Source organism: Rhodococcus sp. NPDC057529 (genome assembly GCF_042802055.1).
Taxonomy (GTDB): domain Bacteria; phylum Actinomycetota; class Actinomycetes; order Mycobacteriales; family Mycobacteriaceae; genus Rhodococcus_F.
The window spans coordinates 332,477-347,668 of record NZ_JBHVEY010000008.1; the positions used below are offsets into that span (position 1 = coordinate 332,477).

Genomic DNA, 15,192 nt, shown 5'->3' on the forward strand with positions numbered 1-15,192 from the left:
TCTCCCTCTACGGCTCGAGAACTGCTGCACCGCTGAATTTTCCGCCTGCCAGGTCCTTCAGGGCCCGATCGGCGCGGTCGAGTGGGTACGGGTGGGTGTCGATGCTCAGCCGGTGTTCCGCTGCGATGCGGAGGAATTCGACGGAATCCGCACGGGTGTTGGCGGTGACGCTGCGGATCTGCCGTTCCCGGAACAGGTGCCGCTGGTATTCGAGCGCGGGGATGTCGGTGAGGTGGATTCCGGCGACGGCGAGCGTGCCGCCGTCGGCGAGCGCCTCCATCGCGACGGGCACCAGGTCGCCGACGGGGGCGAACAGGATCGCGGAGTCGAGGGGCTCCGGGGGTGTGTCGCGCACGCCCTGCACGGACGTCGCCCCGAGTCGTCCCGCCAGTGCCCGGGCCTCCGCCCCTCGCGTCATGACGTGCACCCGGGCGCCGCGCGTCGACGCGACCTGGGCGGTGAGGTGCGCGCTGCCGCCGAAGCCGTAGACGCCCAGCGCGCCGCCGACAGGGACCTCGGCCCGTTCGAGCGCCCGGTAGCCGATGATCCCGGCGCACAGCAGCGGGGCGAGTTCGGTGTCCGTGTACCCCGCCGGCAGGTGCAGCGCGTAGTCGGCCGGGACCGTCGCGAACTCGGCGTATCCGCCGTCCGCGTCCCACCCCGTGTACCGCGACTGCCTGCACAGATTCTCCGCGCCGCGCAGGCAGGCCGCGCACCGTCCGCACGTGTGCCGCAGCCAGGCGATGCCCACCCGGTCCCCGACAGCGAACGATTCGGTCACCGAATCACCCAGTGCGGCAACCTCCCCCACCACCTCGTGACCGGGAATCACCCCGGGCCGGTGCACGGGAAGGTCCCCCTCGGACACGTGCAGGTCGGTGCGGCACACGCCGCACGCCAGGACCTTCACGAGAAGTTCGCCCGGCCCCGGCTCGGGGATCGGCTCGCGGCCCCGTTCCAGCGGGTGGCCCGTGACGGGCCCCGGAGCGACCACGCGCCACGCGGTCATCGTTCCGGTTCCGCCCTGCGTCGCCGCCATACCCCCACAATGCCCGTGACGGGTGGCCACCGCCAGGACCCGAAGGCCCGTGTCTCGACGACACGGGACCGCGGCGAAGACCCGGCCGGACCGCCCCCGGCCACTAGGCTCGCACCCATGGACCTGCGCGGTGAAGACCTGTTCACGGTGGCGGGGTCGCTGGCCGAGCTGATCGGCGCCCCGATCACGATCGAGGACGAGAACTCGACGGTCCTGGCCTATTCGAGCGGCGAGCAGGCCGTGGACCAAGCGCGCATCGAGACCATCCTGGGACGGCAGGTGCCCGGGAAGTACCGGCAACTTCTCGAGGACGCGGGCGTCTTCGAGCGCCTGCACCGGGACACCGACGTCTTCTACGTGGACATCGGACTGCCGAACATGACGCCCCGGGCGGTGATCGCGGTGCGGGACGCGGGACGGTCGGTCGGGTCGATCTGGGCGGCGATGACGTCGGCCCCCACCCCGGAACAGGAATCGATCCTGCGGTCGGCGGTCCCGGTCGTCGCCGAGCACATCGCGGCGGAGCGGGAACGGGTGGACGTGACGCGCCGGATGCAGGTCGACCGCGTCCGCGCGCTGATCAACGGCGGTGAGCCCGCCTTCCGTGCCGCCGACGACCTCCGGCTGGAGGGACGGCTGACCGTCGCGGCGGCCGCCCCCGTCGCGATCGGGCGCCCGCTGCCGTCCGGTCTGCTCGCCTCCCTCGGCCTGTACCTCGACACGCTGGCGGTCGATTCGGTGGCCGCGCAGCTCGGCGACGTCATCTACGTGGTCATCGCCGCGTCGGAGAAGGATGTCCGGCGCCTCACCGAGGACTTCCTCGGCCGCGCCCGCAGCGGGGCTACGTTCGTCGTCGCGGTCGGACGCGAGGTGGGGACGGCCAGCCAGGCACACCTGTCGCGCGGGGACGCCGACCGGGTGCTCACCGCGCTGCAGCACGCCCGGTCCGGTGGTGTCGCCGGGACGATGCGGGACAGTCTCGCGTCCGTGCTGGCGTTGCGCGTCGCCGACATCTTCGACGGCCTGGGCGAACTCACCCCGCTCGCCGCGCTCACCCGGCACGACGAGCAGCACGGCACCGATCTCGTCGCCACGGCCCGCGCCTTCCTCGCGCACGGCGGCGACGTCGCCGATGCCGCCGGCGCGCTGCACGTGCACCCCAACACGCTGAGGAATCGGCTGCGGCGCTGCGTCGATTCGTGCGACGTGGACCTGACCGACGCGGACACCCGGCTCGTCCTGATGCTGCATCTGAAGTTGACGGGACTGCGCGACATGTGACCCCTGGCCGATTGCACAGGGGGCACTGTCCGGGATTGGCCGAACGGCTACTGCCGCGGTCCCGTCGCCCGCCGATGATGGAGTCATGAGCACAGTGCAGCGCCCTGACCATGTCGCGATCGTCGGAGCAGGCGTCGTCGGATTGTCCACGGCGTGGTTCCTCCAGGAGCGTGGCGTTCGCGTCACCGTCGTCGACCGCACGGGTGTCGCGGCGGATGCGTCCTGGGGCAATGCGGGCTGGCTCGCACCGGCGTTGACGCTGCCGCTGCCCGAGCCGGCCGTGCTGCGGTACGGCCTGCGCGCGATGCTGAATCCGTCCTCGCCGGTCTATGTGCCGTTCACGACGGATCTGCGGCTGGTGCGTTTCCTCGTCGGCTTCGCCCGGCACTGCACGCCGTCCCGGTGGGCGGACGCGATGAAGGTGTACGCCGAGGTCAACCGGATCTCCCTGGGCGCCTACGACGCACTCGCGGACGGCGGCGTCCGGGAGCACACGCATCTCGCCGACCCGTTCCTCACCGCGTTCAAGTCGGACGAGGACCGGGAAGCGCTCGTCGACGAGTTCCGGCACGTCGAGGCCGCGGGCGGCGAGGTCGAGTACGACCGCGTCGACCGGGACGAGATCCACTCTCTCGAGCCGAGTCTCGGCGACGGCGTGCACTCCGGTCTGCGGTTGCGCAACCAGCGTTTCATCGACCCGCCGCGCTTCGTGCATTCGCTCGCCGACGCGGTCCGCGCCCGGGGCGGCGAGATCAGGTCCGGCTTCGACGTGGCGACGGTGCTGGATCAGGGGCAGTCGGGCGTCCAGCTGGTCGCGGCTTCCGGCGACACGGTGACCGCCGATTCCGTCGTCCTCGCGGGCGGCGCACACCTCAATACTCTCGCCCGCCCGTTCGGTGTCCGCGCCCTGGTGCAGGCCGGCCGCGGGTACAGCTTCAGCGTCCAGCCCGAGCAGATGCCGAAGAACCCGATCTACTTCCCCACCCAGCGGGTGGCGTGCACCCCACTGCACGACCGTTTCCGCGTGGCCGGAATGATGGAATTCCGCAGTCCCGACGCACCTCTCGACCCGCGCCGGGTACAGGCGATCATCGCGGCCGCGACGCCCATGTTCACCGGCATCGACTGGGAATCGCGGCGGGAGGAATGGGTCGGATCCCGGCCCTGCACCACCGACGGACTTCCGCTCGTCGGCGCCACCCGCTCCCCCCGTGTGCACGTGGCGGGCGGCCACGGCATGTGGGGCATCGCGCTGGGTCCGCTGACCGGGCGCATGATGGCCGACTCCATGACCGGCGGCGAGGTTCCCTCCGTCATGCGGCATTTCGACCCGCTGCGCTGAGCACGGCTCAGGACCGGGCCGCCCAGAATCTGCGCAGTTCGACGACGAGTTCGCGCGAACGCTCGTCGGGGAAGAACAGCTTGCCGCCCCGGATCTCCACGACTTCCCGCGCTCCCGGAACGAGATCGCGGAGGCGGTAGGCCCACGTGGTCCGGAAGAACAGGTCCCCGGTACCCCACACGATGAGCATGGGCACCTCGAGCGCCGCGAGGTCCGACTCGACCGCGAGCAGGTCGCGCGGATGCAGAGACGCGATCCAGCGCTGGAAGAGCAACGCGCGGTCGCGGGTGCCGAGCAGCGGCTCGACGTACGCCGCGACGACCTCTTCGGGCAGCGAACGCACGTTCTGATATCCGGTGCCGTACAACAGCTTACGAGCCCTCGTCACGTTCCGCACCAACGGCGGCAGAATGCGGGCGAGCAGTCCCGCCCTGGCCAGCAACACGACCGGCAGGAACGCCTTCGGCGGCACGTTGTCCCGGGTGTCGCAGTTCGTCAGCGTCAGCGTCGACAACCGGTCGGGATGCCGGGCGGCGTAGATCTGCGCGAGAGCGCCGCCGGTGTCGTTGGCGACCATGTCGACCTTCTCCAGGCCCAGCGCGTCGCAGGTGGCCGCGACGACGTCGGCCAGCGCACCCAGCGTGAAGTCCTGATCGGGTGCGGCGGGGGTCCGACCGTGCAGCGGAAGGTCCAGAGCGATGCACCGGCGTTCGTCCTCGAGTTGACGGATCACGTTGCGCCACAGGTAACCGGACGTGCCGACGCCGTGAATGAAGAACGCCACCCGCCCGGTGCCGGAATCGAGGTAGCTGACCGGCCCACGGTCGGTGTCGACGGTCTTGCGGCGCGTCTCGAACTCCGCGAGGGTCATGCGGACCATCTCCTGCAGTCCACGGTAGTTCGCACGACTCGCGACATCAACGGCGTCAGTCCAGCCGCCCCACCACCGCCTCCGCGCTCGCGACCAGTGCGCCGGACGCGGCCAGGGCGACCGCGGCCTCGATCTCCGGCGCGAGGTGGCGGTCGGTTCCCGGTCCGGCGACGTGCTGGCGGATCGTGTCCCGCACCGCCCCCGTCGCGGGTGACGGTGCGAGCGGGGCCCGCAGGTCGAGCGCGCGAGCGGCCGTCAACGCCTCGATCGCGAGCACCCGGGTGAGCCCGTCGATCGCCCGGCGCAGCTTCCGGGCGGCGGACCACCCCATCGACACGTGGTCCTCCTGCATCGCCGACGACGGAATCGAGTCGACGCTCGCGGGCGCCGCGAGCCGCTTCAGTTCGGACACGATCGCGGCCTGCGTGTACTGCGCGATCATGTGGCCGCTGTCGACACCGGGATCGTCGGCCAGGAACGGCGGCAGCCCGTGGTTGCGGGCAACGTCGAGGAACCGGTCGGTGCGGCGCTCGCTCATGCTCGCGACGTCCGCAACCACGATGGCCAGGAAGTCCAGCACGTACCCGACCGGCGCCCCGTGGAAATTGCCGTTCGACTCCACCCGGCCGTCGAGTGTCACCACCGGGTTGTCGACGGCGCTCGCCAGTTCCCACGACGCCACCTGCTCGGCGTGCGCGAGCGTGTCCCGCGCGGCGCCCGCGACCTGCGGCGCGCACCGCAACGAATACGCGTCCTGCACCACGGTGCAACTCGGGTTGGCGTGACTCTGCACGATCTCGGAGCCGGCGAGCAACCGGACCATGTTCGCGGCGGCGCGGGCCTGGCCGGGGTGGGGCCGCAGCGCCTGCAGGTCGGGGGCGAACACCTTGTCGGTGCCGAGCAGCCCCTCGACGCTCATCGCCGCCGTGACGTCGGCCAGCCGCAGCCGCGCGTGCAGGTCCTCGCACGCCAGCAGCAGCATGCCGAGCATGCCGTCGGTGCCGTTGATGAGGGCGAGCCCCTCCTTCTCCTCGAGGACCACCGGCGCGATGCCCGCGGCGGACAGCGCTGTCGCGGCCGGCACGAGTGCGCCGTCCGCGCCCCGCACCGTGCCCTCGCCGATCACCGCGAGCGCGACGTGGGCCAGCGGCGCCAGATCGCCGGAGCACCCGAGGCTGCCGTACTCGTGCACCACGGGCGTGATCCCCGCCGACAGCAGCGAGGCGTAGACCTGCGCGACTTCCGGCCGGGCGCCGGTCCTGCCGGTGGCGAGGGTCGACAGCCGCAGCAGCATCAGAGCGCGCACGACCTCGCGTTCCACCTCGGGCCCGTTTCCGGCGGCGTGCGAGCGGACGAGACTGCGCTGCAACTGCGCGCGCAGGGCGAAGGGGATGTGCCGGGTGGCGAGCGCCCCGAACCCGGTCGAGATCCCGTAGACGGGCTTCGGGTCCTCGGCCAGCGCCTCGATGCGCTTGCGGGTCTCCGCCATCGCCGACATCGCGTCCCGTGAGATCCGCACCGGCGCGCCGTGGCGCGCCACCCGGATCACTTCTTCGGCGGCGACCGCACCGGTTCCGACCACGACGCACTCTTCGGCTCCCACAACCCCAGTCTCCCCCGGGTCCGGGCGGAGAGTGACGGGATTGCGGGAGCCTCGACCGTGTCTACAACCGGCCGCGGAGAGCTTCCTCGATTTCGCGTGGCGTCATCAGACGTTCGAGCTTTTCACTCGGCCACGAGGACGGACGTCCTTGCAATCGGGCTGATTCGAGTAGAGGGAGAGGGCTGCGGTCCCACCGCAGGATCGAATGAACATTCACTACCGATCACTTCCGAACACCGACTCGACAACTTTCCAATTCGCACCATTGCATCGGCGACAGTTCGTCGCACTATTGACTCATCGCCCATCGTGCCCCTTTGGTTACACGGTTTCGACGAGGCGCGCGGAAATGCTGGAAAACTGCGGTCCGGGCACGGTTTCAGTGACCTACCGCACAGCACTCCGGCCCCAGGGCCTACCATGACGCAAAAGTAATTGTTACCTTACGTATCACCTTCCCTGACTGGAGACAGCCGATGGCAACCACCCTCGAAGCAAGCATCGACATCGACGCGACCCCGCAAGACGTGTGGGCAGTCGTCTCGGATCTGAAGCGGATGGGCGAATGGAGCCCCCAGTGCCGCAAGATGCGCGTTCTCGGAGGCGTCGTCGAGGAGGGCACGAAAACCGTCAACATCAACCGCAAGGGCTTCCTCGTGTGGCCGACCACGTCGAAGGTCGTGAAGTTCCAGCCCAACAAGGCCATCGCCTTCCGGATCCTCGAGAACCGCACCATCTGGTCGTACGAACTCGAGCCGACCGCGAGCGGAACCAAGGTCGTCGAGCGCCGCGAAGCCCCGACCGGCACGTCCAAGGTGTCGCAGTTCCTCGTCAAGACCGTCCTCGGCGGCAACGAGGACTTCGAGGTCGACCTCGTCAACGGCATGAACACCACCCTCGCCCGGATCAAGTCGGCCGCCGAGCGCAAGTAGTCCGCTTGACCCTCGACCTGGTCGAGGCCTCAGCGTGGCCCTCATGGACACACCGGACGCCGTCATGGCGAGGATCGCGCAGGGGCAGGAACGGGCGGTAGCGGGTGACCGGGAGGGCGCCCGTCGCATCTTCGCGGAGGTGTGGGACGCCCTCCAGGGCTCCGGCGACACCGCGCCGGACCCGCTGCACGTCGTCGCGCTGGCCCACTACATGGCGGACGTCCAGACCGACCCCGCCGAGGAGTTGCGCTGGGACCTGCGAGCCCTCGGCGCCGCCGACTCGCTGACCGACGACCGCGCGCGGGAGCATCACTCGTCGCTGTCGGTCGCGGGTTTCTACCCGTCGCTGCACCTCAACGTGGCGGCCGCTCATCACGCCCTCGGCCAGTCGTACCAGGCACGCCACCATCTCGAACGGGCAGCGCAGAGCTGCGAACACCTCGCAGACGACGGCTACGGACGGATGATCCGCGGCGCCGTCACCCGGCTCCGCGCCGAACTGGACGCGACTGTCGGACCGCCGGGGCAGAGTGGGGGCCGTGCTCAGCATCGGTGAACTCGCCCGCGCGTCAGGTCTGTCGGTCAGCGCACTGCGGTTCTACGACAAGGCCGGGGTGCTCACCCCGCACGCGGTCGATCCGCGCACCGGTTACCGCTGGTACACCGACCGGCAGGTGGACGCCGCCGTGCTCGTCGCCGCGATGCGCCGGGTGGGGATGCCGGTGAAGGAGATGGCGGCCGTGCTGGGCGGCACCGACGCCCACGGACTTCTCGACCGGCATCTCGGCCGGCTGGAGCAGGGGCTGGACGACGCCCGCCGTGAACTGACGCGGATTCACCGCCTGCTCGACGCCCGATCGGACGGGACGCGGAGGGTCGTCGTCCGCACCGCCGATCTCCTCGCCGCGATCGGTGCGGTGCGGTTCGCCGCCGACGCGGACTCGGAGTTCCCGGTGCTGCGCGGCTGCCTCGTCGAATCGGACCACGACGTCGTGCGGCTCGTCACCACCGACCGCTACCGGCTGGCGGTCGCTGCCGCGTCCCTCCTCGAAACACCGGACCAGCCGATCTCCGCGGTCGTCCCGTGCACGTTCCTGGACGACGCTGCCGGGTTGCTGCGCCGCCACGACACGGTGACCGTCGTCGTGGGCGCCGACTCCGTCACCCTCCGCTGCGGCCGCGAACAGCTCACCACGGACCTCGTCGACGGCGCCTTCCCCGACCATCGCAGCCTGTCGCCCCGCGACCCGGGAATCGAGCAGACCTTCTCCTCGGCGGCCCTGCGCGCACTCCTCGCGGACGCGGGCGACCGGGTGGATCTGGGGGTTCTCGAGTCGGGCGAGATCGTCGTCGGCCACCCGGGCGCCGAGCAGACCGCCCGCTTCCACGTGCAGGTGAACGCCGGTTTTCTCCTCGAAGCGGTCGACGCGCTGCCCGGCGAGCAATTGACGTTCCGGGTCGGTGGACCCATCACACCTCTCGCCATCCGGCCACGATCCGTTCACACACCGGACCCGGCGAGTGCGTACTCTCTCCTGATGCCGTTGCAGCCGGAAGCGCTCACGTAACCTGTGGGTGCGGCGCGATGGCGCGCAGGCAGCACGTCCGTCCGAACACAGTTAGAGGAGCCCGTGGCACGCAAGCCCACACCCCCCGGCACCCCGCAAGCCACGAGCGTCGGGCACATCGTCGACCTCGTCCGCGGAGCAGTTCCGCCCCTGCACCCGGCCGGGCTGCCCTTCGTCCTCGCACCACTCGGTGTGGCCGTCCTCGGCCGCAACCGCAAATGGGTCCGTCGCGGAGCACTGACCTCCGCCGCCGCTTGCGCCGCCTTCTTCCGGCATCCGCACCGCGTTCCGCCGAACCGTGTCGGCGTCGCAGTCGCACCCGCCGACGGTGAGGTCGCGCTCGTCGACTCCGCGGTCCCGCCGTCCGAACTCGACATGGGAACCGAACCGCTCCCCCGGGTCAGCATCTTCCTGTCCGTGCTCGACGTGCACGTTCAGCGCAGCCCCGTCGGCGGCGAAGTGACAAAGGTCGTCCACCGGCCGGGCAAGTTCCTCTCAGCCGACCTCGCCGACGCCAGCGAGGTCAACGAACGCAACAGCATGCTGCTGCACACCGCGGAGGGCCACGACGTCGCCGTCGTCCAGATCGCCGGTCTGCTCGCCCGCCGGATCGTCTGCGACGCCAAGGTCGGCGACACTCTCCCGATCGGGGACACGTACGGCCTGATCCGGTTCGGCTCCCGCGTCGACACGTACTTCCCGGCGGGCACCACGCTGCTCGCCGAGCGGGGACAGCGGACGATCGGCGCCGAGACCGTCATCGCTCAACTGCCGTGATCGCCAACGCGAAGAAACAGAAGAGGGGACGACCCCAGCAGGCGGTCCGGCTCCTGCCCAGTGTCGTGACGATCCTCGCGCTGTGTGCGGGACTGTCCGCCGTCAAATTCGCGCTGGACGGCGATCTGGGAACGGCGCTGGCCATGATCGGCGCCGCCGCGGTCCTCGACTCGCTCGACGGGAGGATCGCGCGACTGCTCGACGCCACCAGCAAGATGGGCGCCGAACTGGATTCGCTCGCCGATTCGATCTCGTTCGGCGTCGCCCCGGCTCTCGTCCTCTATGTCACGCTGCTGGACGGCCAGAGTTTCGGCTGGATCATCGCCCTGATCTACGCGGTGAGCATCGTGCTGCGGCTGGCCCGGTTCAACACGCTCCTCGACGAGGACGACATGCCGGGGTACGCCAACGAGTACTTCACGGGTGTCCCGGCGCCGGCGGGTGCGCTGGTCGCGCTGACCCCGCTGGCCGCCGCCGCGCAATGGGGCGACGGCTGGTGGTCGTCGTATCCCGTCGTCGTGGCATGGACCGTGATCTCCGCGGCGCTGATCGTCAGCCGGATCCCCACGCTCGCACTGAAGACGGTGTCCGTGCCGCCGCACATGGCGGCCGGTCTGCTCGTCCTCGTGGCGCTCGCGGCGGCGGCCCTGGTCACCTACCCGTACATCCTGCTGATCGTCCTCGTCGCGGTGTACCTCGGGCACATTCCGTTCGCCGTCCACTCGAAGCGGTGGGTGGCCGCGCGGCCCGAGACGTGGGACATCAAGCCGTCCGAGCGACGGGCCATCCGGCGTCAGCCCGACGCCCGCGGCAGGCGGTCCGCGGCACGGCTCGGACTGCGCCGTCCCCGGGCCCGGTAGGTCGCTCCCGCACGTAGGCTCGACGGCGTGACCTCACCGGAACTCGCGCTCACAGTCCGACTGAACACCTCGGCCGCCGACACCCGGCGCGGCGTGGTCCGGCTGCATCCGGAAGCCCTCGCCGCGCTCGGTCTGCGCGAGTGGGACGCGATCGCCCTGATCGGTGCGCGCCGCACCGCCGCCGTCGCCGGCCGCGCACCCGCCGGAACTCCCACCGGGACCGCACTCCTCGACGACGTCACTCTGTCCAACGCCGGGCTGTCCGAGAACAGCACCGTCGTCGTGACACCGGTGACGGTGTACGGCGGGAAGACGGTGACGGTCAGCGGCTCGAATCTGGCCGTCAACTCCGTCTCCGACGTCACCCTGCGTCATGCCCTGCTCGGCAAGGTCCTCACGGTCGGCGACACGGTGTCGCTGCTGCCCCGCGACCTCGGCCCCGGAACCAGCACCGCCCCCGCGACACAGGCCCTGTCCCGGACGTTCGGGGTCGCCTGGACGTCCGAACTGCTCACCGTGACCGGGGTCGACCCGGCCGGTGGTCCGGTGAGCGTGCAACCCAACACCGCGGTCGGGTGGGGTGAGGGTGTGCGCGCGACGGTGACCGCGCCCCCGTCGCGGCTGCCCGCGCCGCCCGTCCGGCCCGCCGAGGACGTGCCCCCGGTCCCGGTCGAGGACCTGGTCGGCGCCCACACCCAGGCGGCGAAACTCACCGAGTGGCTCGGGTTGGCGCTCGACGAACCCGAACTGCTCCGCACCCTCGGCGCCTCACCCCATCTGGGCGTGCTCGTGACCGGGCCCGCCGGTGTCGGGAAGGCGACGCTCGCCCGTTCGGTTCTCGCGTCCCGGCGGATGGTCGAACTCGACGGGCCGAGTGCCGGCGCGCTCGAAGCGGGATCCCGGCTGCAGCGGGTCACCGCGGCCGTCGAGGCGGTCCGCGGCGGCGGGGTCCTGTTGATCACCGACATCGACGCCCTGCTGCCGTCCACCCCGGAACCGGTGTCGGCGCTGATCGTCGAACAACTTCGCGGCGCCGTCGAGACCGTCGGGGTCGCGTTCGTCGCGACGTCGGCGCACCCGGAGTCGGTCGACACCCGGCTGCGCGGGCAGGACCTGTGCGACCGCGAACTCGCCCTCACCCTGCCCGACGGCTCCACCCGCCGGGCCCTGCTGGAACTGCTCCTGCGGAAGGTCCCCAGCGACGGCATCGCCCTCGACGCGATCGCGGCCCGCACACCCGGGTTCGTCGTCGCCGACCTCGCCGCGCTGTGCCGGGAAGCCGCCCTGCGGGCCGCGTCCCGCGCGGCCAGGAAACCCGTCGAGCCGGCGCTCACCCAGGACGACCTCCTCGGCGCGCTCGACGTCATCCGCCCACTGTCGCGGTCGGGTAGCGAGGAACTCGCGATCGGCAGCGTCACCCTCGACGATGTCGGGGACATGGTGGAGACCAAGCAGGCCCTGACCGAGGCGGTGCTGTGGCCGTTGCAGCATCCGGATTCGTTCGCCCGGCTGGGAGTCGATCCCCCGCGCGGCGTGCTGCTCTACGGCCCGCCCGGCTGCGGCAAGACGTATCTCGTTCGGGCGCTGGCCAGTTCGGGCCATCTCAGTGTGCACGCCGTCAAGGGCGCCGAACTGATGGACAAGTGGGTGGGCGCGTCCGAGAAGGCGGTCCGCGAACTGTTCCAGCGGGCACGGGATTCGGCCCCGTCGCTGATCTTCCTCGACGAGGTGGACGCTCTCGCGCCGCGCCGCGGCCAGAGTTCCGATTCCGGGGTGGCCGATCGGGTGGTCGCAGCACTGCTCACCGAACTCGACGGTGTCGAACCGCTGCGCGACGTGGTGGTCGTCGGCGCCACCAACCGGCCCGACCTCATCGACCCGGCGTTGCTGCGCCCCGGCCGCCTCGAGCGGCTGGTGTTCGTGCCGCCGCCGGACGGCGACGCCCGCCGCGCGATCCTCCGGACGTCCGGGAAGGCGGTCCCGCTCGCCGACGACGTCGACCTCGACACCCTGGCGGACGATCTCGACGGCTACTCGGCCGCCGACTGCTCGGCGTTGCTGCGCGAAGCCGCGCTGGCCGCGATGCGCCGGAACATCGACGCCGCCGACGTCACCGCGGCCGACGTGGCCGAGGCACGCGAAAAGGTGCGCCCCTCACTCGATCCCGAGCAAGTGGCGCACCTGAAGGCCTATGCGCTGTCGCGCCCGTGAGTACTTGTTAACCGCCCGCGGTTAACAAGTACTCACGGGTCAGGACCAGCGGCCGAGCAGGGTGGCCGCGTGTGCGGCGAGCGCGGCCTGAAAGAACGGGCCGAAACTCACCCGCGCGACGCCGAGCGGTCCGAAGCTCGCCGGATCGTCCTGATCGGGCAGCCCGATCGCGTTGACGGGCAACGGCAGCTCCGACGTGAGCCGCTTCTGGGTGGCGTCGTCGTGACGGCCGACGGGGTAGAGCACGTCGGCTCCGGCCTCGGCGGCGAGCTTCAGTCGCGCGATCGCGCGGTCGACACGGTCGGACTCGTCGCCGACCTGCTTCACGAACAGATCTGTCCGCGCGTTCACGACCACATGGACCCCGGCGGCGTCGGCGGCCTGCCGCAACCCTCCGACGAAGTCGGCGTGCTCCTGCGGCTCGCGGAGGCGTCCGCCCTCGCTGTGGACCGTGTCCTCGATGTTCAGACCCACCGCGCCCGCACCGATCAGTCCCTCGATGAGCCGGGCGGGCTCGAGCCCGTAGCCGGATTCGATGTCGACCGACAGCGGCAGCTCCACCGCGGCGGTGATCTGCGAGATGCGGTGCAGCAGCTCGTCGAACGTGATCCCCTCGTTGTCGGGCTTGCCGATCGAGTCGGACACCGGGTGGCTTCCGACCGTCAGCGCCTGAAACCCGGCGGACACAGCCAGATTCGCGGACCACGCATCCCACACGGTGGGCAGGATGACGGGGTTGCCGGGCCGGTGCAGCTCCAGCAGGGTGGTGGCCTTCTCGTTGATCGACGTCATAGGGGGCTCCTCGCCTCGGGGTATTCGATCGGAGTCGTTCTCGGGCACGCCTTCGGTGCCAACGCGCGGTTCGCCGTTTCCATTCCTTACCGCTCGAGTACCGTGAATCCTTCCCGCTCGAGTACCGTGAAAAAATGGACTTCCGGGAACCCCTGTCGGCCGCGGCTGCTCTCGCGTCCGGCGCACTGGCCGGGTTCGTCCTCACCAATCCCCGCAACCGGGCATGGACGATCAACGCGTCCGATCGCGAGATCGACCGGTGGATCAGCAGCCAGCCGACGGGTGTGGTGGTGGCCCTGGTTCTCGCCGTCATCTCGGTGGGCGGTCTGCAACGGTCCGGCTCCCGCCGGGCGTCGTGGCTCCTGGCCGCGGTGTGCGCGGTCGTCCTGATCGGCGCGCGGTGGGCGGTGCCGGACGCCGGGGGCGTCGACACGTTGATCGCCCTGCACTTCGCCAAGACCGCGACGGCCGGGTTCCTGCTGGGCGCGGCGGTCGCGGCGGTATGGGGTCGCTGGGGTTCGCAGCTGGCCCTGACCCTGGGGGTCGCGGGCGCGTTCCTCCTCGCAAGTGTGCAGAAACTGCCGCGCGGCGACACCGCGTATGTGGAGCCCGCGAGCATGAGCACCTCGGCGATCGGCGAACCCCCACTGTGGCTGCTGATCGGTGTTCTCGTGTTCGCGCTCGCGTCGGCGGTGGTGGCACGGTCGCAGTTCCGGGTGCAACGCCCCGAACGGAAGACCTTGCTGACCGCGCTGGTCGGAGCCCTGGGGCTCGCGCTGCTCAACCGGCTGCTCGGGGCGTGGATCGACGATCAGGAATTCGGCGAACCCCTCACGGTCTGGCTGATCGTGGCGTTCTCGCTGGCCGTGATCCTGGGGGCCACGGTGCTGATCGCGCGCCGGTTCCCCGGCATCGACGGACATTTCCTGGTGGCGGCGACGGGGGTCACCGCCGCGTCCGTGCTCGTCCTCGACGACCTCCGGACCCCGCGGGTGACGACGCCCGCGCCCGCGTTGCTGGCGGTCGGCGTCGTCGCCCTCGCCGCGGGAATGGCGGTGGCGGTCAGGGTTCCGCCGAAGTGGCGTCGGCCGGCGTGGGGCCTGTGTCTCGCCGCCGTCGTTCCGCTGGTCGCGACCATCTCGCCGGACTTCGGCGACGACGGCGTCGCGCTCCTGCTCCGCCTGGCGGTCCTGGGCGGCGGCACGGGTTTCGCGCTCGCCTCCGCGCTGCCGGGTTCTGCGCCGGTCGCGGTGCTCGGTCTGGCGCTGCCGTTCGCGTCGCTGGTGTTCGTCGCGGCGACGACGGTCCCCCGCAGCCGGGTGGTCTACTCGGGAGCGCCGAGCGAACACCGTCTGCCGTCGTCGCCGGCCTCGACCGCCGCGTCCGACCATCTCGCCGGTGTCGCGATGCTGCTCGTCGTCGCGTTCTGCGTCTACTCGCTCCGTGAGCGCCACAGTGCGGCGGAGGGCACCGCGCCACTCACCTAGTCGAGGAGGCCGAGCGACTGCAGTCGGCGGAACACGAGCATCGAGCCGGGCGCGACGTCGGGCATCGCCGCGTACTCGTCGACGGTGAAGTAGCGCAGTTCGGCGATCTCGCTCGTCGGCCGCGGCTCGGTGCTGAGTTCGGCGAGGAAACAGGTCATGTGCAGGTCCGTGCCCTCGGGATGTCCGTACGCGGGCGCCTCGAAGACCCCCAGACGTTCGAGCGTCCCGTCGACGATTCCGGCGTCGAGTTCTTCCCGGATCTCGCGGTGCAGAGCCTGTTCGGCGTTCTCGCCCGGGTCGATCTTGCCGCCTGCCATGTAGAACGCGGTCTTCCCCGCCGAACGCGTCTGGAGGAGTTTGCGGTCACGGATGTGGGCGAGCGCGGCGGTTCGAATCTCGGCTGGCACCGACCCAAGATAGATCAGCCGG

14 protein-coding genes are annotated in these 15,192 nt (G+C 70.8%); 9 read left to right on the forward strand and 5 right to left on the reverse strand.

From position 1 onward, the window contains the following. Nucleotides 1-7: 7 nt before the first annotated feature. Complete coding sequence (locus ACFU5V_RS18430) at nt 8-1,009, reverse strand: zinc-binding alcohol dehydrogenase family protein (RefSeq protein ID WP_378701142.1); 1,002 nt, start codon at nt 1,007-1,009, stop codon at nt 8-10. Between the two features lie 147 nt (nt 1,010-1,156). On the opposite strand from ACFU5V_RS18430, the gene ACFU5V_RS18435 reads away from it, so the two are divergent. Together ACFU5V_RS18435 and ACFU5V_RS18440 are read left to right on the forward strand one after the other, a co-directional pair. Beyond that, the gene (locus ACFU5V_RS18435; RefSeq protein WP_378701066.1) at nt 1,157-2,320 is read left to right on the forward strand and encodes a PucR family transcriptional regulator; all 1,164 of its coding nucleotides are present in this window, start codon (nt 1,157-1,159) and stop codon (nt 2,318-2,320) included. Between the two features lie 34 nt (nt 2,321-2,354). Next, complete coding sequence (locus tag ACFU5V_RS18440) at nt 2,355-3,662, forward strand: NAD(P)/FAD-dependent oxidoreductase (protein WP_378701144.1); 1,308 nt, start codon at nt 2,355-2,357, stop codon at nt 3,660-3,662. A gap of 7 nt (nt 3,663-3,669) precedes the next feature. Here the strand turns inward: ACFU5V_RS18440 and ACFU5V_RS18445 are convergent, their stop codons facing one another. Then, the gene (locus tag ACFU5V_RS18445) at nt 3,670-4,533 is read right to left on the reverse strand and encodes an alpha/beta fold hydrolase (RefSeq protein WP_378701068.1); all 864 of its coding nucleotides are present in this window, start codon (nt 4,531-4,533) and stop codon (nt 3,670-3,672) included. A 55-nt stretch (nt 4,534-4,588) separates the two neighbouring features. Further along, a complete protein-coding gene (gene hutH, locus ACFU5V_RS18450) occupies nt 4,589-6,136 on the reverse strand; it encodes a histidine ammonia-lyase (protein ID WP_378701070.1) in 1,548 nt (515 codons plus the stop codon). A 476-nt stretch (nt 6,137-6,612) separates the two neighbouring features. On the opposite strand from hutH, the gene ACFU5V_RS18455 reads away from it, so the two are divergent. The 6 genes from ACFU5V_RS18455 to ACFU5V_RS18480 all read left to right on the forward strand — a co-directional run bounded on the left by ACFU5V_RS18455 (nt 6,613) and on the right by ACFU5V_RS18480 (nt 12,484). Beyond that, a complete protein-coding gene (locus ACFU5V_RS18455) occupies nt 6,613-7,068 on the forward strand; it encodes an SRPBCC family protein (protein ID WP_378436635.1) in 456 nt (151 codons plus the stop codon). Between the two features lie 34 nt (nt 7,069-7,102). After that, nucleotides 7,103-7,624 carry a hypothetical protein gene (locus tag ACFU5V_RS18460; RefSeq protein WP_378436637.1) on the forward strand — a complete coding sequence of 174 codons (522 nt, stop codon included), beginning with the start codon at nt 7,103-7,105 and terminating at the stop codon, nt 7,622-7,624. Further along, a complete protein-coding gene (locus ACFU5V_RS18465) occupies nt 7,599-8,636 on the forward strand; it encodes a MerR family transcriptional regulator (protein ID WP_378701072.1) in 1,038 nt (345 codons plus the stop codon). The genes ACFU5V_RS18460 and ACFU5V_RS18465 overlap by 26 nt, the downstream gene beginning before the upstream one ends. 63 nt (nt 8,637-8,699) lie before the next feature. Further along, nucleotides 8,700-9,413, forward strand: a complete 714-nt coding sequence (locus tag ACFU5V_RS18470) for a phosphatidylserine decarboxylase (RefSeq protein ID WP_378436642.1) — start codon at nt 8,700-8,702, stop codon at nt 9,411-9,413. Then, nucleotides 9,410-10,273, forward strand: coding sequence for a CDP-diacylglycerol--serine O-phosphatidyltransferase (gene pssA, locus ACFU5V_RS18475; RefSeq protein ID WP_378436644.1), 864 nt, complete (start codon nt 9,410-9,412; stop codon nt 10,271-10,273). Before ACFU5V_RS18470 ends, pssA begins: the two co-directional genes overlap by 4 nt. Before the next feature lie 27 nt (nt 10,274-10,300). Then, nucleotides 10,301-12,484 carry an AAA family ATPase gene (locus ACFU5V_RS18480; protein WP_378701074.1) on the forward strand — a complete coding sequence of 728 codons (2,184 nt, stop codon included), beginning with the start codon at nt 10,301-10,303 and terminating at the stop codon, nt 12,482-12,484. Nucleotides 12,485-12,523: 39 nt separating this feature from the next. Here the strand turns inward: ACFU5V_RS18480 and ACFU5V_RS18485 are convergent, their stop codons facing one another. Next, nucleotides 12,524-13,276 (reverse strand): isocitrate lyase/phosphoenolpyruvate mutase family protein, encoded by a 753-nt coding sequence (locus ACFU5V_RS18485; RefSeq protein ID WP_072948457.1) that lies wholly within the window; start codon nt 13,274-13,276, stop codon nt 12,524-12,526. A 134-nt stretch (nt 13,277-13,410) separates the two neighbouring features. Between ACFU5V_RS18485 and ACFU5V_RS18490 the strand changes: the two genes are divergently transcribed. Further along, on the forward strand, nt 13,411-14,763 hold the full coding sequence (locus ACFU5V_RS18490; protein WP_378701076.1) for a hypothetical protein: 1,353 nt from the start codon (nt 13,411-13,413) through the stop codon (nt 14,761-14,763). On the opposite strand, the gene ACFU5V_RS18495 is transcribed toward ACFU5V_RS18490, so the two are convergent. Beyond that, complete coding sequence (locus tag ACFU5V_RS18495) at nt 14,760-15,170, reverse strand: NUDIX domain-containing protein (protein ID WP_244163738.1); 411 nt, start codon at nt 15,168-15,170, stop codon at nt 14,760-14,762. The two genes, ACFU5V_RS18490 and ACFU5V_RS18495, sit on opposite strands and share 4 nt — an antisense overlap. Nucleotides 15,171-15,192: the final 22 nt, after the last annotated feature.